Annotated in this window: 26 protein-coding genes and 1 riboswitch; of the genes, 13 read left to right on the forward strand and 13 right to left on the reverse strand. The window is 45.4% G+C overall.

The window, feature by feature from the left end; all coding sequences use genetic code 11:
* Positions 1 to 18 precede the first annotated feature (18 nt).
* From CDO84_RS05010 to CDO84_RS05035, 6 genes are all read right to left on the reverse strand, one after another.
* Positions 19 to 1,134: a mandelate racemase/muconate lactonizing enzyme family protein gene (locus CDO84_RS05010; protein ID WP_040083482.1), complete on the reverse strand. Its 1,116-nt coding sequence runs from the start codon at positions 1,132 to 1,134 to the stop codon at positions 19 to 21.
* Between the two features lie 8 nt (positions 1,135 to 1,142).
* Entirely contained in the window at positions 1,143 to 2,411 is a 1,269-nt protein-coding gene (locus CDO84_RS05015) for an MFS transporter (RefSeq protein ID WP_014663491.1), read from the reverse strand.
* Between the two features lie 111 nt (positions 2,412 to 2,522).
* Positions 2,523 to 3,371 (reverse strand): GNAT family N-acetyltransferase, encoded by an 849-nt coding sequence (locus CDO84_RS05020; RefSeq protein WP_040083481.1) that lies wholly within the window; start codon positions 3,369 to 3,371, stop codon positions 2,523 to 2,525.
* 4 nt (positions 3,372 to 3,375) lie between these two features.
* A complete protein-coding gene (locus CDO84_RS05025; protein WP_040083480.1) occupies positions 3,376 to 3,825 on the reverse strand; it encodes a GNAT family N-acetyltransferase in 450 nt (149 codons plus the stop codon).
* Positions 3,826 to 3,914: 89 nt separating this feature from the next.
* A complete protein-coding gene (locus tag CDO84_RS05030; RefSeq protein WP_040083478.1) occupies positions 3,915 to 5,753 on the reverse strand; it encodes a bifunctional homocysteine S-methyltransferase/methylenetetrahydrofolate reductase in 1,839 nt (612 codons plus the stop codon).
* A gap of 89 nt (positions 5,754 to 5,842) precedes the next feature.
* A riboswitch (SAM riboswitch) is annotated at positions 5,843 to 5,960 on the reverse strand.
* Positions 5,961 to 6,066: 106 nt separating this feature from the next.
* A complete protein-coding gene (locus CDO84_RS05035) occupies positions 6,067 to 6,558 on the reverse strand; it encodes a YajQ family cyclic di-GMP-binding protein (RefSeq protein WP_014663495.1) in 492 nt (163 codons plus the stop codon).
* A 146-nt stretch (positions 6,559 to 6,704) separates the two neighbouring features.
* Here CDO84_RS05035 and CDO84_RS05040 point away from each other — a divergent pair, with 146 nt between their 5' ends.
* On the forward strand, positions 6,705 to 7,553 hold the full coding sequence (locus CDO84_RS05040; RefSeq protein ID WP_040083477.1) for a CvfB family protein: 849 nt from the start codon (positions 6,705 to 6,707) through the stop codon (positions 7,551 to 7,553).
* Positions 7,554 to 7,605: 52 nt separating this feature from the next.
* Here CDO84_RS05040 and CDO84_RS05045 read toward each other — a convergent pair whose 3' ends face one another.
* From CDO84_RS05045 to CDO84_RS05055, 3 genes are read right to left on the reverse strand one after another with little or no spacing between them, the layout of a single operon-like run.
* Positions 7,606 to 8,190: a sporulation delaying protein family toxin gene (locus tag CDO84_RS05045; RefSeq protein WP_003244950.1), complete on the reverse strand. Its 585-nt coding sequence runs from the start codon at positions 8,188 to 8,190 to the stop codon at positions 7,606 to 7,608.
* Complete coding sequence (locus CDO84_RS05050; protein ID WP_040083476.1) at positions 8,187 to 9,116, reverse strand: sporulation-delaying protein SdpB family protein; 930 nt, start codon at positions 9,114 to 9,116, stop codon at positions 8,187 to 8,189. Before CDO84_RS05050 ends, CDO84_RS05045 begins: the two co-directional genes overlap by 4 nt.
* A complete protein-coding gene (locus CDO84_RS05055; protein ID WP_040083475.1) occupies positions 9,101 to 9,637 on the reverse strand; it encodes an SdpA family antimicrobial peptide system protein in 537 nt (178 codons plus the stop codon). The genes CDO84_RS05050 and CDO84_RS05055 overlap by 16 nt, the downstream gene beginning before the upstream one ends.
* Before the next feature lie 177 nt (positions 9,638 to 9,814).
* On the opposite strand from CDO84_RS05055, the gene CDO84_RS05060 reads away from it, so the two are divergent.
* The 4 genes from CDO84_RS05060 (at position 9,815) to nprB (ending at position 12,811) form a co-directional block, all read left to right on the forward strand.
* A complete protein-coding gene (locus CDO84_RS05060) occupies positions 9,815 to 10,162 on the forward strand; it encodes a PadR family transcriptional regulator (protein WP_003245674.1) in 348 nt (115 codons plus the stop codon).
* A complete protein-coding gene (locus CDO84_RS05065; protein ID WP_040083474.1) occupies positions 10,159 to 10,746 on the forward strand; it encodes an HAAS signaling domain-containing protein in 588 nt (195 codons plus the stop codon). Before CDO84_RS05060 ends, CDO84_RS05065 begins: the two co-directional genes overlap by 4 nt.
* Positions 10,747 to 10,764: 18 nt before the next feature.
* Positions 10,765 to 11,058: a DUF3784 domain-containing protein gene (locus CDO84_RS05070; RefSeq protein WP_003233021.1), complete on the forward strand. Its 294-nt coding sequence runs from the start codon at positions 10,765 to 10,767 to the stop codon at positions 11,056 to 11,058.
* Between the two features lie 136 nt (positions 11,059 to 11,194).
* Complete coding sequence (gene nprB, locus CDO84_RS05075; protein ID WP_040083473.1) at positions 11,195 to 12,811, forward strand: neutral protease NprB; 1,617 nt, start codon at positions 11,195 to 11,197, stop codon at positions 12,809 to 12,811.
* Between the two features lie 46 nt (positions 12,812 to 12,857).
* Here nprB and CDO84_RS05080 read toward each other — a convergent pair whose 3' ends face one another.
* Complete coding sequence (locus tag CDO84_RS05080; protein ID WP_040083472.1) at positions 12,858 to 13,709, reverse strand: DegV family protein; 852 nt, start codon at positions 13,707 to 13,709, stop codon at positions 12,858 to 12,860.
* Between the two features lie 138 nt (positions 13,710 to 13,847).
* Here CDO84_RS05080 and CDO84_RS05085 point away from each other — a divergent pair, with 138 nt between their 5' ends.
* Both CDO84_RS05085 and CDO84_RS05090 read left to right on the forward strand, forming a co-directional pair.
* Positions 13,848 to 14,690 carry a YitT family protein gene (locus tag CDO84_RS05085; RefSeq protein WP_003245017.1) on the forward strand — a complete coding sequence of 281 codons (843 nt, stop codon included), beginning with the start codon at positions 13,848 to 13,850 and terminating at the stop codon, positions 14,688 to 14,690.
* 18 nt (positions 14,691 to 14,708) lie between these two features.
* Positions 14,709 to 15,164 carry a BsuPI-related putative proteinase inhibitor gene (locus CDO84_RS05090; protein WP_014663502.1) on the forward strand — a complete coding sequence of 152 codons (456 nt, stop codon included), beginning with the start codon at positions 14,709 to 14,711 and terminating at the stop codon, positions 15,162 to 15,164.
* Between the two features lie 30 nt (positions 15,165 to 15,194).
* Here the strand turns inward: CDO84_RS05090 and CDO84_RS05095 are convergent, their stop codons facing one another.
* The 3 genes from CDO84_RS05095 to yitU form a co-directional block, all read right to left on the reverse strand.
* Positions 15,195 to 15,392, reverse strand: coding sequence for a DUF3813 domain-containing protein (locus CDO84_RS05095; protein WP_003233010.1), 198 nt, complete (start codon positions 15,390 to 15,392; stop codon positions 15,195 to 15,197).
* Positions 15,393 to 15,545, reverse strand: coding sequence for a hypothetical protein (locus CDO84_RS21545; RefSeq protein ID WP_003239346.1), 153 nt, complete (start codon positions 15,543 to 15,545; stop codon positions 15,393 to 15,395).
* 103 nt (positions 15,546 to 15,648) lie between these two features.
* Positions 15,649 to 16,461: a 5-amino-6-(5-phospho-D-ribitylamino)uracil phosphatase YitU gene (yitU, locus tag CDO84_RS05100; protein ID WP_040083471.1), complete on the reverse strand. Its 813-nt coding sequence runs from the start codon at positions 16,459 to 16,461 to the stop codon at positions 15,649 to 15,651.
* Positions 16,462 to 16,580: 119 nt separating this feature from the next.
* Here yitU and CDO84_RS05105 point away from each other — a divergent pair, with 119 nt between their 5' ends.
* From CDO84_RS05105 to argC, 6 genes are all read left to right on the forward strand, one after another.
* On the forward strand, positions 16,581 to 17,348 hold the full coding sequence (locus CDO84_RS05105; protein WP_014663504.1) for a prolyl oligopeptidase family serine peptidase: 768 nt from the start codon (positions 16,581 to 16,583) through the stop codon (positions 17,346 to 17,348).
* Positions 17,349 to 17,411: 63 nt separating this feature from the next.
* Positions 17,412 to 17,720, forward strand: a complete 309-nt coding sequence (locus CDO84_RS05110) for a metal-sulfur cluster assembly factor (protein WP_014663505.1) — start codon at positions 17,412 to 17,414, stop codon at positions 17,718 to 17,720.
* A 64-nt stretch (positions 17,721 to 17,784) separates the two neighbouring features.
* Complete coding sequence (locus tag CDO84_RS05115) at positions 17,785 to 17,955, forward strand: YqaE/Pmp3 family membrane protein (protein ID WP_052438171.1); 171 nt, start codon at positions 17,785 to 17,787, stop codon at positions 17,953 to 17,955.
* A gap of 62 nt (positions 17,956 to 18,017) precedes the next feature.
* Positions 18,018 to 19,448, forward strand: a complete 1,431-nt coding sequence (locus CDO84_RS05120) for an FAD-binding oxidoreductase (protein ID WP_040083470.1) — start codon at positions 18,018 to 18,020, stop codon at positions 19,446 to 19,448.
* Positions 19,448 to 19,987, forward strand: coding sequence for an MFS transporter (locus tag CDO84_RS05125; RefSeq protein WP_014663507.1), 540 nt, complete (start codon positions 19,448 to 19,450; stop codon positions 19,985 to 19,987). Before CDO84_RS05120 ends, CDO84_RS05125 begins: the two co-directional genes overlap by 1 nt.
* 204 nt (positions 19,988 to 20,191) lie before the next feature.
* Positions 20,192 to 21,229, forward strand: a complete 1,038-nt coding sequence (gene argC, locus CDO84_RS05130; RefSeq protein ID WP_040083469.1) for an N-acetyl-gamma-glutamyl-phosphate reductase — start codon at positions 20,192 to 20,194, stop codon at positions 21,227 to 21,229.
* Positions 21,230 to 21,235: the final 6 nt, after the last annotated feature.

Consider the following 21,235-nt stretch of genomic DNA (forward strand, 5'->3'; position numbering starts at 1 on the left):
ATGAAGAAATGGCCCAGCTTAATAGGCTGAGCCATCCCACTTGTAGCGATTGATGATTTCCATATTGATCTCTGTTCCAATGCCTTTTCCTTTCGGGATGTGGACCATTCCTTTTGAAGGCTGCAGGCTGACGAGATCTGCAAAAGGATTCTCCATGACGTCCCACTCGATCGGTTCAATTTGATCGTTCTTCATTTTAGACCATGGGGGCAGGCAGGCTTGTGCAAATAAAGCATAGAGCCGTGAAAGTGATCCATCATATGCATGGGCGGATGCTCTGACGCCAAAATAACGGGCGAGCTGGAGGCAGTCCCGAAACTCATCGATTCCGTTGACATGCATGACATCAGGCTGAATGATATCCAAACAGCGCTGTGAAAGGAGAGGCGCAAATTGCGCCGCGCCTTTCATGTTTTCTCCACCGGCAACAGGAATAGATAAACGGCTGCGAAGCAAAGCGTAATCCTGCGGCTGATCAAAGGGCAAAGGCTCCTCAAGCCAGCCAATGTTCTCCCATTCGGAGAAATAGCGCTCCCATTTAAACGCCGCCGCGGCATCATAGCTTTGGTTTGCGTCCAGAATGATCGTAATGGAGCTGCCGGCTGTATGCTGCAGCGCATTGATGTGCCGGACATCCTCCTTGAAGGAGGTCCCGCCGATTTTGACTTTGATTTGCTCAAACCCTTTTTTTAACTGGGCTTCAATGTTGGAGACCGAGTGGCTGATCCATTGCGGGGAGTCTGAGTACGATTGAAAAGAGGCGTACACAGGAATCTCTTCTCTGAATCGCCCGCCCCATAATTCGCAAACTGAACAATCCGCAGCTTTGGCCGCAATCTCTGTCAACGCCATGCTTACAGCGGAGGCCGCCCGCTGGTGCCATTTCTGAACCGTGCGCACTAATGACAGGCGGCTGCCGGCCTGTTTTCCTAAAAGAAACGGGATGATCCGTTTGGTAAAGCCGACATGGAGAGTCGGGAGCCAATCAACACATTCTCCCCAGCCGTATATCCCGCTTTCGGTGATAATCCTAATAAGATAACAAGTCCGATATCGTTTAAGCCCGTTGGCGTCTCCGTATGGCTTTTCTAATCGGTGCAATAGCGGAAAGGTTTCAATTCGTACAATCTTCAAACCGTGTGCTACCTTTCCTCAGCGGGCTGCAGCCGATTGCCAGCCATTTTAGGGTCTTCTTTCTCTTTTGCTTCTTCATTGTTTTGCTTCACATGGATTAACATCATCACAAGAATGCCGACAACGAGAGTCAATCCCGCAATGCTTAAAAACATGCCGGGTCTGGACCATTGCATCAGGCGGCCGAAAATCGGAGGGCCGATTGCTACCCCTAAGAAGCGTACAGATCCGTACAGCGAGGTGACAAATCCCCGTCTTTCCTTGCCGACAGCCCCGGTAATGAAACTGTTCACACAAGGAAGGACAAGACCTGAGCCGATACTGCTCAGCACGAGAACACTGATAAAGAGGACAAGATTCTCAATGAATGACAGTGCCGCGTAAGATACGGTCATGAACGCCAATCCGAGTACGATCAGTTTTTTCATTAACGATTGCTTTTGCCCGATTTTGCTTCCTGTTGTATAAGACGTCACACACATAACCAAAAGTGGAATCGCTAAAATCAAGCCTTTTTTCACGCCGTCGGTGTCGTATGTTTTTTCAAGAACATCTGAGAGGTAAAACAGGATGCCGAATAAAGTAAACAAACAGGTCGCACCGGCTAAATAAGCGGTAAACAGCCATCTGCCTTCATGTTTAAAAACACTTAACAGCCCTTTCGCATATTTTCCGATAGGTGGCGGTTCTTTTTCCTTTTTCTTCTCTTTAATAAAAATCCAAGTCAGCACGATTGAAATGATACAAAACACAGGGAAGGCAAAAAACGCGCCATACCAGACAAGCAGGGCGATAAGCGAGCCAATGATCGGTGAAAGCACTTTCCCCATGCCGTTTGAAGCTTCAACAAGGCCCAGCACCTTGCTCTCCTGGGCGCCTTTAAACAGATCTCCCGTCAGTGCCATGGCAATGGGGCCTGTTCCGGCTGCCCCGATTCCCTGAAGCGCTCGTCCTGCCATGACCCAAGGAAAGGCATTGTCAAAAAAACCTGCCGCAAACCCGGCTAACAAACCGCCGGCACCATACAAAATTAAGCAGGGAATAATGATGATTTTCCTTGAGAATCGGTCTGCGAGATAACCGACGATCGGAATCGTAAATGCTGCAATCAAGGAAAATACTGTGATCACGAGACTGACTTGAAATTGTGATAAATGAAGTTCAGATTTCATTTTTGGCAAAATCGGAATAAGCATCGAGTTTCCGAGGGTTAATATTAAAGGGATTGAACCGATTGCTACAATCGTCATTCCGTTATTTTGTTTTGATGATTCCATCTCAGAGCACACTCCTTTTCTTCTGCTTAGAATGTCCCTGATGGCTTCGTTTATTCAGTAATCAGACAGCAAAAAAACCGAACAGAAGATACCTGTTCGGGAAAAAGAGGGCTAACCGAGAGCCTGTGAAATCAAAGCATATAAGTGTCCATTTTGAATAGGCGCTTTTTTCTGATAGAACAAAAGCGGAGGTTCATCATCTTTATGGAATCCCATTTCTATCAGGCTGTCATGCAGAGACGTGTGTTCACCCGGTATATCGATTCGCATCGGGCCTTGTTTTCCGGCCGCCAGCCTGCTGATTATTTGTGCAGCAATGTCTGATGATGGAGCGATAATGGGGCCGAATTTCAAATGGGCCGGTGTTTGTACAGATAGTCCGTATCCAATGAACTGTCCGTTAGGTTTTCTGGCGATGACACATTCGCATGAAGTGGAAATAAGCTGCTGCAAAAGGTTTGATCGATCTCCGCCAAAGGCGGCAAGATCCGCCGTCGCTAAGTCTTGAAAGTCTTGTTCTCTAAAGGATGACAGTTTAGTGTCAAGCTGTTTTGTATAAGGTTGAAAACTGTGACAGCTGTACTTTCGCACTGTTCCTGCCGTATGAAAGCCTGCTTTTTCATAAAGCGGCAAACCTTCTTTTGTGGCGCAAAGCCTGATGGCGGTGTTTTCATCCGTTTGGGTGATACAAGCGTTTACCATACGCCTGCCGAGACCAAGCCGTTTATATTCCTTGTCAACGATAACAAGGCCGATAGAAGCAAGACGGCCAAACAAAAACAAGCCGATGCAGGAAATCATCTCACCGCTGACATTTTGATAACCGAAAAAGCGTCCCTGCTGAACAAGCAGTTTCAGCTCTTGTTCGCCATAATCCGGCCACCCGGCTTGCCCGCAAAGCCGCAATAAGCCGGAAACGTGTTCTTCATGAAGCTCAATCAGTTCATCCACTACGTCCATAAGATCACCTGCTTGTTCTAAGTGTTTTGTACATGACAATATGATTGCCAATGCCGGGAATGTCAAATGGTTCGCCAAGTTCCTCCCAGCCAAGCTTGGCATAGTAGCCCTTGACATGGTGTCTCGCGTTACACCATACCGCCTGAACGCCGCTCTCCGCTAGTTTGTGCTCCGCATGTTTGATCAGCGTGCTTCCAGCTTTCTTATCGCGATATCCTTCGAGCGTTGCCATGCCTCTCAGCCGATACGCAGGGGTTTCCGTTAATAAAGGCTGACTTTGCGGGGAAAAAGAAGCGATGCTGATCAGCGTTCCATCATAAAACGCGCCGAGATGAAAGGAGCCTTCTGCATGATCCTCTTCATATTTGCATTGTTCGATGGATTGATGGGGGCGCAGAATGCGGTGCCGGATTTCATATGTATCTTCCGCGGAAATGGTTTTGACTTCGAGCATAATGTTCCTCCTCATGATTGTTTTTCTATATCGTAACACGAATCTCGTTGAAAAAGACTGCCCGATTCGATCAGGCAGTCTTTTAGGAATTAATGCAAAAAGATATTTTGGCGCTGCTCATCTTTTTGCTGAATATATGACGTCAGCTCGGCGGTTAAGTCAGATCTGAGGAAAGGCGTAATCAAGTAGATGCCGTTAAACAGCTCGCACGCCGTATCCAGAAGGGAGCGTGCAATCGCAAGGCCTTCCGCCTTTTGCTTTTCTTTATCTTCACCGGCACGGGCCATTTTTTCGCGAATCGTATCAGACAGCTTAATGCCGGGAATTTCATTGTGGATGAATTCGGCATTCCGGCTGCTTGTCAGCGGCATGATGCCGATATAGATCGGCGTCTTCAGATGTTTTGTTTCGTTATGGATATCGACAAGCTGCTGCTCGGAATAGACAGGCTGAGAAACAAAATAATCCGCGCCGCAATCTATTTTTTTCTCCAGCCGTTTTACCGCTTTATCCAGATGGCGGACGTTAGGGTTAAATGCGGCGGCGACTGAGAAATTTGTTTTCTTGCCGAGCGGTTTTCCAGACAGAGACAGACCTTCATTGAATTGTTTGATCAGCCTGATTAAATCAAAGGATGTTAAATCATATACAGACGTTGCACCAGGAAAATCCCCGATTTTAGAAGGGTCACCTGTAATAGCAAGCACGTCATTCAGCCCTAACGTATCAAGGCCCATTAAATGTGACTGCAAGCCGATAATGTTACGGTCGCGGCACGTAATATGGACGAGGGAACGCATATCGAGCTGCTGCTTGACAAGGGCGCCGCAGGCAACATTGCTGATCCGCGGGGTTGCCAGAGAATTATCGGCGAGTGTCAAGGCATCGATTCCGGCTTCTTTTAATTCAGCGGCCGCCGATAGAAATTTGTCAAAGCTCAGTTTTTTCGGCGGATCCAGTTCTACGATAATAGAGCGTTTTTTCGCCGCGATCTCATTCAGGCCGGGCTCGGTTCGCTCATGCTGCACAGAAATGAATTCTTTCGCCCGGGTTTTGACTTCTTTTTCCGTAATCGGAGCCAGCCCGCTAACCGCTTCTGCCATCGCCCGGATATGATTTGGCGTGGTGCCGCAGCAGCCGCCAATAATCCGCGCACCTTGCTTACGGAATTCTGACGCGCTGTTTTGAAAATACGTGTCATCTGTTTCATAGACGAGCCGTCCCTCTTCAAGCGAAGGAAGGCTGCTGTTTGGATAAACGGATAAGAACACGTCATCAAAAATCGGCACTTCGCAGAGCGCTTCAATCATATGATAAGGGCCGAGGCGGCAGTTAATGCCAACAATATCAGCTCCGAGATCCGCAATCGAGCGCAATGCGTCAGAAAGCGGCGTTCCATCCTGTAATACGCCTTGCTCGTGCATGGATACATTGAGCATAATCGGAAGATCAGTCTCTTTCCGCGCGATTTTCAGCACTTCACGGGCTTCTTCCAAATCATAATACGTTTCTAACAGCAAGCCATCCGGCTCTTCATGCAGCAGCAGGTACAGCTGCTCACGGAAGCTGCGCTTAATATCGTCAAGGCTGTACGCATTTTTATTAAATGTGCGTATGCCACCCATCGTTCCAAGCACGTATGCATCACCTGCTGAAGCCCGCGCGATTCTTACGGCCTCCTGATTCATTTTTTTGATGTCATCCTCAAGACCGTGTCTGGATAATTTAATATAGTTGGCCCCGTACGTATTCGTTTGAATAATGTTTGCTCCAGCTTCAACGTACGCTTTATGTATGCGCTGAATTTCCTCCGGCTTTGAAATATTGAGCTCCTCAAAACACCTGTCAATGCCATAGGAGTAGAGGAGCGTCCCCATGGCGCCGTCACCGATTAACACCTGTCTTTGCAAATCTTCTAAAAGTCCCATTGTCTGCCTCCTTTATTCACATCAGCAAGGAAAAAAGAGAAATAAAAAAAGTCCTCTTAAGAAGAAGACTTTGTCAGTGATTTTGTCTCTTCTTATCTTCCAAGCTGTTCGAGCTTGCTGGATTTAGCACCTTGGTCATGGCTAATCGCCATTACACCGGTTGCTGAAGCTTCGTCGGGCCAGTCCCTCTGCTTCTCTTGATAAGAACGGATATGAAATTTTCGTGTCAGGAAGTGCCATAAGATACCTGGCGTTTTTCCCTTTCTCCAAATTTACCGAAAATAAAGACAATAATCAATAGGAATCAGAAAATTTATCTGAAATTTATAAATTGAACGTCAATTGGCAGATCTGCTCCACTCACAGCTGAAATAATCTGCTGAAGGTCATCTTTGTTTTTTCCGGTGACGCGCACTTGATCATCCTGCACCTGAGATTTTACTTTCAGTCCGGAGTTTTTGATGATCGTATTGATTTTTTTTGCGTTGTCTTTATCAATGCCTTGAACAAGCTTTGCACGCTGGCGTACCGTTCCGCCTGACGCATTTTCCACCTTGCCGTAATCAATGTTTTTTGTCGGTACATTTCGTTTAATCAATTTGCTGACCAGCACATCTTTCAGCTGGCTTAATTTGAATTCGTCATCAGAAACGAGGACCAGCTCCTCTTTATCTAAAGAAATGTCGCTTTTGCTTCCTTTAAAGTCATAACGGGTACTGATTTCCTTCAGTGCAATTTGGATTGCGTTTTGCACTTCAGGCAATTCCACCTTTGATACAATATCAAATGAACTTTCTTTTGCCATATGAAAACCTCCATAACATTTAACTTATGTGTTGATTATAGTAGAATAAAGAGAAACTTCCAACAGAACAAAGAATCAATTTGGGATGATTGGAAAAAATGTTAACAAAATCCGCATAAAATAAGCGGAACAGGAAGGACGATAGCATGAGACCAGGGCAGCAATTAACCTTGAGTATAGATCATCAAACCGACTTCGGTTACTTTTTAACCGACGGTGAAGATACGATTCTCTTACATAACAGTGAAATGACTGAGGATATCGAGGACAGAGAGGAAGTAGAAGTCTTTATATACGTCGACCAGCAGGAAAGGCTTGCGGCCACGATGAAAATTCCGGTCATCAGCGCGGATGAATATGGCTGGGTTGAAGTGGTGGATAAAGTGGAAGATATGGGCGTTTTCGTTGATGTCGGTTTATCGAAGGACGCGCTAGTCGCAACTGAGCATTTGCCGCCGTACGAAGATGTCTGGCCGCAAAAAGGGGACAAGCTTTACTGTATGCTGAAGGTGACGAACCGGGGGCGCATGTTTGCGAAACCAGCGCCGGAAGATATCATCAGCGAACTGTTTACCGACGCTTCAGAAGATCTGATGAATAAAGAGCTGACAGGTACGGTGTACAGGCTGATCGCATCGGGATCATTCGTGATTACGGATGACGGGATCCGCTGTTTTATTCACCCGTCAGAAAGAAAAGAGGAGCCAAGACTCGGTTCAAGAGTCACAGGGCGGGTGATTCAAGTGAAAGAAGACGGTTCGGTCAACTTGTCGCTGCTTCCAAGAAAACAGGATGCAATGTCTGTTGATGCCGAGTACATTCTAACGTACATGAGAACGAGAAACGGCGCCATGCCGTACAGTGACAAAAGCGAGCCTGACGATATCAGAGAACGTTTTAACATGAGCAAAGCCGCCTTTAAACGCGCGCTTGGCCATTTAATGAAAAACGGAAAAGTGTATCAGGAAGATGGATGGACATACGAGAAAAAATAGCATGAAAACGGCTCGCCTGCAGCAGAACTGCGGAGCGAGCCGTTTTTTATGTCTAGTTTAATTCATCAACAAGCGTTCTGATTGCCATTTCGCGATCAACATTGTCTGAAATCGCAATCGGCGTAATATCGATGGCGAGAATGATCAGTATCAGGGCACCGGCTGCAGCAACATAAGAAACATAATAGAAATAGTTAGCGGTATCAACAGTGTTGACAAGCTCGGCCTGAACTCTGGATGTATCATCCTTGGAAGCGGCGATTTCCTTTGCAGCTTCTACTTTTTCTTCAACGATTTGACCTGCTTTTTTCAGCAGTTCATCCACTTTCAATGCATCTTTGCTGTAAACAGCTTTCTTCAGGTTGTCAAAAAAGTCAGCATCCTCTTTTTTAATATCAGCGACAACCTGATTGGCAAAAGCCTTTGCCTGTTTTGTGTTGAGTTTGTCTGTCATCGCTTTATTAAAGACCTCTGGAAGCTGTTTGCCAACTTCCCCTTGGGCAAACACAAACCCTTTAAAAATTTCCTCACCTGAATACTCAAGCTGCTTTGCCTGGGCCACACTTTCTTGCTGCTTCACCAAAAACACAGTCGTCACCAATACAACCGACAAAAATACTAGAAACGCCTTCTTCAAACTGAAACCTCTCCTTTCTTTTGTTTTTTATTCCACAACAGTCTGCGAATATATGTAAAGTGAATCGTGGAATCGATAGGTGTGAGATACAATATCAAAATGCCGGCCATGATAAGCGAGAAACTGATCAGACCCAGCATGACTGCAAAAATCTCATGCATAAAAACAGCGATGATCAAAATAAATCTCCAATGCTTCTTCGGCGCAAACAGCGCCGCGAAGATGACGATTTGAACCAGCAGCGTCCCCCATGTCGGAATCACCACGAACGGGCTTGTTACAATTGGCTTTGTTAACGCCTGAAAAAAGCCGTTGAAGCCGATGGTTTTTTCCTGGGCGAAATAATAGACGGCTGTTCCGTCCACCCATTCCTGCTGAGACAGCTTAGCGACGGTAGAGTGAAAATAAAGCACCGCCACTTGAATTCTGATCACAAAATAAGAAATAAAAGCTGTTATTTTTCCAAGTGTTCTTTTGCCCTCTAGAGGCCTTGTGCTCCAATGCCATTTTCTCGGATCGGTCAGCGTGATGGGAAGCAATAAAAAGGTCATGACAGCTGCTGCCTGCTCGCCTCCGTCGATGACGATCAGCGATGACTGCAGGCTGTAACTGACATACCAATGCAGAACCCCGGTGATTCTGGGGCGCCAGCCAATGACAACAAGCACCAGAATGGCAATGCAGACCCATCTGAGAAGATTTAACATCATATAGTTATTTTCGCCGAGGCAAAAGAGACTGAGATTCATTTTACAAGCAGGATAACTGCTGATTCCGCTGGCTGGCTTCATGATGAGGCTCGGGTGATTGATGAGCAGCGTCAGCAGGCTGGATAGCGCAATGATGCTTCGCGCGAGGCCGTATACATTCGTCCACGGGTTTCTATCGTCCCAACTGGTGATGGTCTTTTTTATGTTTTCGAGCATGAGATCACAACCTTGACTATGCTTTTTACCTGATAAGACGAAGGGGTGTATTTAGAATAGCTCCAAGGTACAATATCCTCTTTCGTCAAATAGTAGCTGCCGCAAAGCAGCGGGCGGGGAGCGGGTGTTTTTAATTGCACGGTTTTTGCTTTGCTTTTGCATGCGCCGAGGTTCTTTTCTTTGCATGCGGTCCACTGTTCCTTGCCGACTTGGCTGTAGATCACGCCCATTTCAACGCCTTGTGACCGCCCATAACGATACAGGCCGAATAGGTTATCTGCCCTCATATTAGGCCATCTGACCTTGGCGCTGGCATCTTCAGCCTCATATAAGCCGATCGAAGTATCGCGCGGATTTTTGCTGAAAAAGCCCCAGCCCTGAGGAAGGATGCTGGACATGAGAAATTTGGAGTCCTTTGTCAGCGGGATCGGGGTTGTCCCTAAGCTGCCAATAATAGAAAACAGAAATATCGAACCCCAAAGGACTGAAAAAATGATAAAAAATGATATCGATTTCTGCATTCGACTGCTCCTTTTAACCTGAAGAATCGTTTTTACACTTTTCATAATATAAAAACATTTATGTAATAAAAAGGTTAAAAAGTATGAGAAATTCCATTTTTGTCAAAAGAAAAAACAGGACATTTTACACTGCTATATATGATTGATATATAGTGGTTTTTTCGATATATTGAAACCATGAAAACGAATCAAGTGAATGACCGCTGGATAGTTCAATTTCGAAAAGGGATTTTTGAGCTGGCCATCCTTTCCCTTCTGCGATCTAAACCGATGTACGGTTATGAGCTGACGTCATCCTTAAAAACCACCTCGGCGCTCGCTATTTCAGAGGGAGCGATTTATCCGATTCTGAAACGAATGACCGAGAAGGGATGGATCGAATTTTTTTGGGAAGATTCACTGGACGGCCCGAAAAGAAAGTATTACAAAATGACACAAAAAGGAGAAGAAATGTTAAAAGAACGGCTGGAAAAATACCTGGAAACCCATCAAGCCTTACTGTCTTTATCGGGGGATTTGCTATGAATGCCCAGCATATCATTGACCGGTACATGGAGGAACTAAATGCAGAGCTGGCGAATATGCCTGATGTAGAGAGAGAAAACGCTATCGACGAATTAAAGGGGCATATCACCGCTTTCGTTCAAGACAGAATCAAAGCCGGCCTTAGTGAAGAGGAACTCCAGGAAGCTATTGAATCTGAATTTTCTCATCCGAAGGAGCTTGCCGAAGTGATGATGGGTGATGGGAAAGAGCTGAATAGGAGGAGGTCTTTATTGGGCAAAAGCTGGCTTTCGGTTCTTCTCATTGTCGCGATTATCGCCCTGCCGCTGCTGCCGCCCGATTTCAGACATCTGCCGCTGGCTGTTTATTTAGCGGTGCTCGCCGGATATGTATGGAAGCGGAAAAAATTGATGATGTTTGCCGGCGTCAGAAAAAACAAAATGCGCTCTCAAAAGGAGATTGTCACGATTTCGCGAGTCGGTGCGGCTTATCTGCTGTTTTTAGCAGTGCTGCTTCTTTTGAGCCCGTTCCTCAAGGCGTTTGTCGTCCTGCTGCTGATTGCAGTAAGCTGCGCCGCTTTTTTTCTTTTTCTAAACATCAAGTAATGTGTAGGAGGCTGTAAGATGGAAATCAGCATCAATTATCTATTAATCGTCATCGCGCTCTTATTCTTTGTGGTTGCCTATTTTGTCGGGATCAAAAAACAAACCTGGATGCTGGCCGGATTTAACGAGGCGCGCATACGGGATAAAGATCGGCTGGCCAGAATAGCAGGCTACTTTTTCCTGAATTCCGGTTTGTTTATTTTGCTGAATAGTTTTATCTCATTTCAAGGCCAGGAGCAGCTCATACCACCGCTTATACTGGCATATGGCGCAGGGGTTATTATTTATGTCAATAAAAAATTAGTAGAGTAGAAAAAGAAGGGCAGAGCGAAATATCTCTGCCCTTCTTTTTTTGGGAAAATAAGAACGAAGCACCACATACAAGTTTTTGTATTTTTGATAGGATGAAGAAAAATGATAGATTCCAAAATAGGAAGGATGTGGTGTTTTGCGCAATCTGACTAAGACATCTCTATTACTGGCCGGCTTATGCACGGCGGTCCAAATGGTTTTTGTAACACATGTCTCAGCTGATCAAAGCATCAAATACGACCATACGTATCAAACCCCTTCATACATCATCGAAAAGCCATCACAGAAGCCGGTACAAAACACAACTCAGAAAGAATCGTTATTTTCCTATCTTGATAAACATCAATCGCATTTTAAGCTCAAAGGGAATGCGAACAGCCATTTTCGTATTTCGAAAACCATAAAGGATCCAAAAACAAAACAAACGTTTTTTAAATTAACGGAGGTTTACAAAGGAATTCCGATTTACGGCTTTGAACAAGCGGTCGCGATGAAGGAAAACAAACAAGTGAAAAGTTTCTTTGGAAAGGTGCATCCGCAAATCAAGGACGTCTCTGTCACACCGTCTATTTCTGAGGAAAAAGCAATACGTACAGCACAGCGTGAGCTCGAGGCTGCCATTGGGAAAATCAAATATCTTGATGGGGAGCCAAAGGGCGAATTATATATCTATCCACACGACGGGAAATTCGATCTTGCCTACCTTGTGAGACTCTCGACATCTGAACCTGAGCCTGGCTATTGGCATTATGTCATCGATGCCAAAAACGGAAAGGTCATCAAGTCCTTTAATGCCATTCATGAAGCGGCAGGTACAGGAATCGGCGTGTCAGGCGATGAAAAAAGCTTTGACGTCACAGAACAGAATGGGCGCTTTTATTTGGCCGACGAAACAAGGGGAAAAGGGATCAATACGTTTGACGCGGAGAACCTGAACGAAACCTTGTTTACGCTTTTGTCTCAACTGATCGGATATACGGGCAAAGAAATAGTCAGTGGCACTTCCGTATTTAATGAACCTGCGGCTGTAGACGCGCATGCAAATGCGCAAGCCGTTTACGATTATTACAGCAAGACATTTGGCCGTGATTCTTTTGATCAAAACGGAGCAAGGATTACGTCTACCGTGCATGTCGGCAAACAATGGAACAATGCAGCGTGGAACGGCGTCCAGATGGTGTACGGTGATGGAGACGGTTCAAAATTTAAGCCGCTGTCCGGATCGCTCGACATTGTCGCGCATGAAATCACACACGCAGTCACACAGTATTCCGCCGGCCTATTATATCAAGGAGAACCCGGTGCATTAAATGAGTCCATTTCCGATATTATGGGCGCAATGGCTGACCGTGATGATTGGGAAATCGGCGAGGATGTCTATACTCCGGATATTGCAGGAGATTCATTGCGGTCGTTAGAGGACCCATCTAAGCAGGGAAATCCAGATCATTACTCGAACCGCTACACAGGAACAGAGGATTATGGCGGAGTCCATATCAATTCGTCCATCCACAATAAAGCAGCTTACCTTCTGGCAGAAGGAGGCGTGCACCACAATGTGCAGGTTGAAGGGATAGGGCGTGAAGCATGTGAACAAATTTACTATCGGGCTTTAACATATTATGTAACGGCATCTACAGATTTTAGCATGATGAAGCAAGCGGCGATTGAAGCCGCCAATGATTTATACGGTGAAGGATCGAAGCAATCAGCTTCAGTCGAAAAAGCGTATGAGGCTGTCGGCATTTTATAAGCAAACAAAAACAGTCAGGGCACAGAGTCTGACTGTTTTTGTTTGCTCATTTTCTTAAAAAGAATATTGCCAATGTACCTGGACCGGCGTGCGAGCCGATTGCAGAACCGATAGAATGCATAATGATTTCTTTCGGCTTGAAGGCTTCCTCAATCAAGTGTTTCATGTCCGTGGCTTTTTCTTTGTTCGCGGCGTAGCTGATCCCGACGGTTTGATTGCTCCAATCATCCCCGCGCTCTTTCATAAGCTCGATGATCCGTTTGAAAAGTTTCTTCTGTCCGCGGATTTTTTCCAGCGGCACAAGCTTGCCGTCCTCCATTTGAAGCAGCGGTTTTATATTCAGCAGGCCGCCGACAAAAGCGGATGTTTTGGATATCCGGCCGCCCCTTGCGAGATATGTTAAATCATCAACGGTAAAAATATGTTCAAGCTGGTTGCAAAAGTTCTTTACAGACGTTTCAATTTCTTGTATTGTATTCCCGTTGATACAGAGATCGGCAGCATGCCGGACAGCCAGGCCGTATCCTAATGAAGCGCATTTGGAATCAATGACCCGTAAATCAAAATCAGGGAATTCCTCTTTCACTTCATTGGCGATCATTACAGCTGTCTGATACGTGCCGGAGAGACCTGAGGAAAAGGCAATGTAAAGAGCGGGATCACCTGTTTCGGCATATTGCAAAAATACATTTTTAATCGTTTGCGGTGAGGCTTGGGACGTCTTGGGCGTTTCTCCATTTTGCATCGCTTCAAATATTTGATCAGCATGAATTGTGACTGCATCTTCGAATTCTTTATCGCCGAGTGAAACCCTGAGCGGAATAAAGCCAATGCTTTTTTCTTCAAAATAAGAACGAGGCAAATCAGCTGCGCTGTCAGCGATGAGATGAACTGTCATATTGCTTCCCTTCTTTCCGTTATCGCTCGTTATCATGAGAGTTTAAGCCAACTATATCATATTAATTTGCCAAAATCGTGTTCAAATATTTGTTTTAAGGGAAAACATAATAAAGAAGAAAGAGCGGAGGAACATGCCATGGTACTAGATCAAACAAAAAAATTACTCATCGTCATCATCGGCGCTTTACTCAATGCAGCCGGGCTGAACTTATTTTTGATTCCGGCAGATGTATATGCCAGCGGATTTACAGGTGTCGCCCAGCTTTTATCAAGCGTCGTTGATCAATATGCCCCCTTTTATATATCGACGGGAACGCTCTTGTTCCTCTTAAACATTCCGGTCGGTATTTTAGGATGGCTGAAGGTCGGCAAATCGTTTACGGTGTACAGCATTTTAAGTGTCGCACTCACTACTCTGTTTATGGGGATCCTGCCGGAAACAAGCTTATCACATGATATTTTGCTGAACGCGGTGTTCGGCGGCGTCATTTCAGCGGTTGGTATCGGCTTAACATTAAAATACGGGGCTTCGACAGGCGGGCTTGATATCGTCGCCATGGTCCTTGCAAAGTGGAAGGATAAACCCGTCGGCACGTATTTCTTCATTCTAAACGGGATTATCATCTTGACGGCAGGATTATTGCAAGGTTGGGAGAAAGCATTATATACCCTGGTTACACTATATGTGACAACGAGGGTGATCGACGCCATCCACACCCGCCACATGAAACTCACGGCGATGATCGTGACGAAAAAAGCGGACGAAATCAAGGAAGCCATTTACGGAAAAATGGTGCGCGGCATCACAACTGTTCCGGCAAAAGGAGCTTTTACGAACGAACAGAAGGAAATGATGATTATCGTCATTACGAGGTACGAACTGTACGATTTAGAGAAAATCGTCAAAGAAGTTGATCCGAAAGCATTTACGAACATTGTTCAAACGACAGGGATTTTTGGTTTCTTTAGAAAAGACTGACGAAAGCAGGTGGAAGTCGTGAAACGGCTGCTTGTGATGCTCCTCCCCGTGCTGCTTTTGATAGGCTGCGGGAAAGATGAGCAGACAGAACCCGATAAGGAGGTATCAGGCGGAATGGAGAATCAAGAGGTTGTTTTATCTGTTGACGCAATTCAGGAGCCTGAACAAATCAAGTTTAACATGTCGCTGAAGAACCAAAGCGAACGTGCTGTCGAGTTTCAATTCAGCACAGGGCAAAAATTTGAACTTGTCGTGTATGATTCTGGGCACAAAGAAAGATACCGTTATTCGAAAGACAAAATGTTTACGCAGGCTTTTCAAAACCTGACACTTGAACCCGGAGAAACATATGATTTCTCTGATGTGTGGAAGGAAGTCCCTGAGCCCGGAACCTATGAGGTAAAGGTGACATTTAAGGGCAGAGCGGAAAATCTAAAGCAAGTTCAGGCTGTTCAGCAGTTTGAAGTCAAATAAGAGGCTATGGCGAATCGCCATAGCCTTTTTTTATTGCAGTTTGTCCAGCTGATTTTGGAATTGATGCAGCTGGCGACGTTCCGCATCTGTCGAATTGGCATACGCAGAAGATACAGCATTTTTGGCTCTCAGAATCGCTTGCTCCTGATCGCCCTCCTCAAAGCCGTTTGTCACCATGACCGCCTGTTGAACAAATGATTTTGCCTGCTGAAACAGTTCGTTTCTCATTTAATATTCAACCTGTCTTTCGGCCGAGTCTCGTGCCGCGGCATGCTGGTGAGCTTCTTCTAAAGTAGACCGATATGGAAATCTTGCGGCGTGTAGCCCGATGGAGTCTTTACCCTGCTGAATAAACCTTCTGGATTTGCTTCGTTTACCCATTTTGAGACTGCCCCCTTCCATACTTTGACGAGATGAGTCGTCTTCAATAGTATGGTGGGGTAAAGTAAGGTTTATGAGTGGGAAAAATTAATACGGACCGTCTTTAAAGTGAGAAATATTCTTTCAAAAATCTTGCCACGCCGTCCTCTTCATTTGCAGCCGTTGTTCGGTTGGCAATCTGCTTGACCGCGTCAATTCCATTTCCCATTGCGACGCCGCAGCCGGCAAATTCAAGCATTTCCAAATCGTTATCCTCATCTCCGAAAGCGATGATCCGCTCTCTCGGCACGCCGTAATAATCGCTGATTTTCTGCAGGCCGACCGCTTTATTCATGCCGCTTTTGATAATTTCAATGACATGCCACGGAGCGGCCCATCTTCTATGGTCGATCACCTCGGCATGAACATCCGATAAATAAGAGCGTATTGCCGGCACATCTTCTTCTTTTGCATGGATGAGTACGGACGTCACATCTTCACCGAGATTTTCCCGCAAGTCTCCGACCGTTACATTTGTTGTGTTCATGTTAAAGACATCAATCAGGTGCTCATCATGGTAATGAAAGTATACGTCATCAATGACTTCAGCAAGCACATTATGTACGTTGTAGCTCTCGCTGATATCCACGAGCTGTTTGACAACATCAAGCGGGAGTGACGTATGATACCGTCCCCAGCTGTCGTCCAGCGGATGATGGACAAATGCTCCATTAAAATTGACAATCGGCGTTGTCAATTCCATCTGCTGGTAGTACATAGAACTTGAACGGTACGGACGCCCTGTTGAGATGCAGACATAATGCCCGCTATCTTTTAGGCGCTGTATCGTTCGAAGAGTGTTTTCTGATATGGTTTTATCATCCTTTAATAACGTTCCATCTAAATCTAATGCGATTAAATAGGGTTTTGTCTCCATGAAAAGCTCCTTTAACCTTAGATTTTGCTTGTTTTCCCTTAATTACAGTGTAGCTTTTTACCATCTTTATTGTCTACATGTTACACTTATGATTATGGTTATCCTAAGGAGGGCACATTGTGATACAAATTGAGAATCAAACCGTTTCCGGTATTCCTTTTTTACATATTGTAAAGGAAGAGAACAGGCACCGCGCTGTTCCTCTCGTATTCTTTATCCATGGTTTTACAAGTGCGAAGGAACACAACCTTCATATTGCTTACCTGCTTGCGGAGAAGGGCTTCAGAGCCGTTCTGCCGGAGGCTCTGCACCATGGTGAACGGGGAGAAGAAATGGCTGTTGAAGAGCTGGCGGGCCATTTTTGGGACATCGTCCTCAACGAGATTGAAGAGATCGGCGTGCTTAAAAACCATTTTGAAAAAGAGGGCCTGGTAGACGGCGGCCGCATCGGACTCGCAGGCACGTCAATGGGCGGCATCACAACGCTTGGCGCTTTGACTGCATATGATTGGATAAAAGCCGGCGTCAGCCTGATGGGAAGCCCGAATTACGTGGAGCTGTTTCAGCGGCAGATTGATCATATTCAATCTCAGGGAATTGATATCGACGTGCCGGAAGAGAAGGTACAGGAGCTGATGAAACGTCTCGAATTGCGGGATCTCAGCCTTCAGCCGGAGAAACTGCGCCAGCGGCCGCTTTTATTTTGGCACGGTGAAAAAGATAAAGTCGTGCCTTACGCGCCGACCCGGACATTTTATGAAACGATTAAATCCCATTACAGCGAGCAGCCGGAACGCCTGCAATTTATCGGAGATGAAAACGCCGACCATAAAGTCCCGCGGACAGCAGTGTTAAAAACGATTGAATGGTTTGAAACGTATTTATAAAGCACTACGTTATTAACAAGGGCTTAATTTACGTTATACTGTAGAAAAAAGGAGTGAGGGAACGTGGAAGAAGCATTAAAAGAGAACATCATGGGCGCCCTGGAACAGGTTGTCGATCCTGAGCTTGGCGTTGATATCGTGAATCTTGGCTTGGTATATGACGTTGATATGGATGAGGACGGCTTAACGCACGTGACGATGACGCTGACATCGATGGGCTGCCCTTTAGCGCCGATTATCGTGGATGAAGTGAAAAAAGCATTAGCGGACCTTCCTGAAGTGAAAGAGACAGAGGTTCACATTGTATGGAATCCGCCTTGGACAAGAGATAAAATGTCCAGATACGCAAAAATTGCGCTTGGCATTCAATAAAACAAAAAAGGACAGCCTGATATGTGAGGCTGTCCTTTTTTACAGCTGAAAGGAGTGAAAGGAAATGATGTACCTGCTTGCTGTTTTGTGCCCGCCGCTTGCTGTTTTGTTTTCGGGAAAACCGTTTCAGGCCTTGCTGAATCTCATATTGACCTGTATCTTTTGGCTGCCGGGCGCGATTCACGCCTGCTTTATCGTCGCCGACCGCCGTGCCGAAAAACGGGTAAGAAGATAATATGGAAAAATGAGGGCGCAGACATGGTATAATGGTTGTAAAAAAACAGCAGGGAGAGCACTATGAAAAAGAAATTGCTTGCATTCGCGCTTTGTATTGGCGCGTATGCGGCCCTGTTTGCGTACTCTGTGCACTCAGAGCAAAAAACAGACACAAGCGAGATGACGGATGTCAGCCGCCTGATGCCTGTGAAAATAAAGCAGACAGTGAAAGGGCAGGAAGAGGAAACGCTCCTTGACACAGTCAAAGAGGCAAACCGAAAAAACATAAAAATTTCAATCGCCGGTGCTCAGCACTCCATGGGCGGCCATACATATTATGAGGACGGCATCGTTCTCGACATGACAGGCTACAACAAAATCCTGTCACTCGATAAAGAGAAGAAAACCATCAGAGTGCAAAGCGGTGCAACGTGGAATGACATCCAGAAATACGTGAATCCATACGGACTCGCGGTAAAAGTCATGCAGTCACAAAACATCTTTACAATTGGCGGCTCTCTCAGCGCTAATGCCCATGGACGTGATATCCGCTACGGCTCGCTGATTGATACAGTCAAATCATTTCGGCTTTTAAAAGCTGATGGGACAATTATCACCGTCACTCCAAAAGACGAGTTGTTCACGGCAGTCATCGGAGGGTACGGTCTTTTTGGTGTGATTCTTGATGTAACGCTTGAACTGACGGATGATGAGCTGTATGTCATGCAGACTGAAAAAATGAATTACAGCGCATACGCAGACTATTTTACAAAGCACGTAAAAGGAAATCCAGAAGTCCGAATGCATCTGGCGCGAATATCAACAGCGAAAAAAGGATTTCTGAAAGACATGTATGTCACGAATTACGTATTGGCTGATCAACAGGATCAGCTGACTTCATACAGCGATCTCAAAGAAGATGAATATACGGGAGCCACAAAGTTTGCACTCGGTTTGTCAAGGCGGTATGAATGGGGCAGGAATTGGCTGTGGGGCACGCAGCAATCCTATTTCCTAAGCCAAAACGGCACAGAGATCTCACGCAATAATGTCATGCGGTCCGAATCAAAATTTCTTGAGTATGAAAACAATGACAACACAGATGTTCTGCAAGAATACTTTGTGCCTGTGAAGGAGTATACGGCTTATATAGACGATCTGAGACAAACGCTGTCGGGCGAAGATCTCAACCTGCTGAACATTACGATCCGCTACGTGCAGAAAAATGAAAAGGCCGATCTTTCCTATGCGAAGGATGATATGTTTTCGCTCGTGTTATTAATAAATGAGGGCTTTTCAAAAGAAGACCAGGCAGATACTGCCCGAATCATCAGGCGCATGACAGACGTTGCTATCAAGCATGGCGGCAGCTATTATCTGCCTTATATGACCTACCAGACAAAGGCGCAAATGAGACAGGCATATCCGAAAAGCGAAGCGTTTTTTCAGAAAAAACGAACCTATGACCCGGATGAACGCTTTATGAATTACTTTTATCAGAGGTATAAATAATGGGGAAAAACAAATTAAAATGGCTGACATTATCACAAAGCAGCGTGTTTTTCGCAAGCAGCTTAATCTTTCCGTTTTATATTCTGTTTGTGAAAAATATCGGCTCAAGCTACACACAGTTCGGTTTTTCCTACGGATTGTTCGGGCTGAGCGGCGCGCTCATTTATCCGCTCCTCGGACGGCTGTCTGAAAGGTTTGACAGCCGTTATTTTCTGCTTGCGAACTCTTGGGGGATGGCTGTTCTGCTTTTATATGTCCCGCATATCGGAAGCGTCGTTCACGTGTATATCGTCCAAGTGCTGTTAGGGCTCTTTGGAGCGATGCAAAAGCATGGAGAAAAAGTGCTGATCGCTGATTTTACAGACAGCGGAGAACGTGGAAAGAAGATTGGGAATTACCATTTTTGGACAGCTGTCTTTTCAGCAGCAGCCATTATGCTCGGGGGCTTTCTCGCTGACTTTTTCACAGTGCAAATGATTTTTTATGCAAGCTCTATTCTATATTTTTTGAGTGGATTGATGATGATGAAAACAGGCTGACCGCGTCAGCCTGTTTTTTTATGCGGCTGAAAAGAGGCGTCATATCAACATTTTTTGGTGTGGATGTGTTGATTTTTTTGAGCAGAATTTCCATTGAACAGAAAATTTATAAATGAATAAAAATATTAAATATACGATTGAATTAATTTTTATTCATGTTATAATGTTAAATAATTTCACAAAGACCAAGAGGGTGAACTTGTTTTGAAAATAGGAATTGTAGGTGCTACAGGGTATGGAGGCACTGAACTTGTCAGGATTCTCTCGCATCATCCTCATGCAGAGGAATGCATACTTTATTCATCCAGTGGAGAAGGAAATGTCTATAGCGAGGTTTATCCTCATCTTATCGGCTTAGCGGATCAGAGGCTGAAGCCAATTGATATGAATACGATCAAACACGAAATAGATATCATGTTTCTTGCTGCGCCGCCCGGAGTATCAAGTGAATTGACTCCGAAGCTGGCAGATGCGGGAATTCCGGTTATTGACCTGTCAGGTGATCTGAGGATACAAGAGCCTGCTGAATATGAAAAATGGTATAAACGGACAGCGGCACCGAAGGCGGTGATTCAAGAGGCGGTATACGGTCTCGCAGAACTGAATCAAAAGCAAATTCAACAGGCGAAACTCATTGCCAATCCGGGTTGTTTTCCAACAGCTGTTTTGCTTGGACTCGCGCCTTTAGCTCAAAAGAAACTGCTCGATGAATCTTTCGTTATCGTTGACGCGAAGACCGGGGTTTCCGGAGCGGGAAGAAAAGCATCCATGGGAACTCATTTTTCTGAGCTGAACGACAATTTTAAAATTTATAAAGTCAATGAACATCAGCACACGCCGGAAATTGAGCAGGCGCTGAATGAATGGCAGCCAGGTCTCGGACCCATTACATTTTCGGCTCACTTGGTTCCGATGACAAGGGGCATCATGGCGACGATGTATACCAGATTAACCTGTGACCTATCCGCAGATGACCTGCATGATTTATATTCGGAATTTTACCAAGATTCATATTTTGTGAGAGTGAGGCCAAAAGGTCAGTACCCGCAAACGAAAGAAGTGTACGGCAGCAATTTCTGTGATATCGCCGTGACCCTCGATGAGAGAACGAACAGAGTCACGATCGTCTCGGTCATCGATAATTTAATGAAGGGTGCCGCCGGTCAGGCAGTGCAAAACTTTAATTTGATGAATGGCTGGAATGAAGAAACTGGACTCACCATCACGCCAATTTATCCATAGAACGGG

Origin of the sequence: Bacillus sp. MD-5 (assembly GCF_002201875.1) — a bacterium.
GTDB classification, from domain to species: Bacteria; Bacillota; Bacilli; order Bacillales; family Bacillaceae; genus Bacillus; species Bacillus stercoris.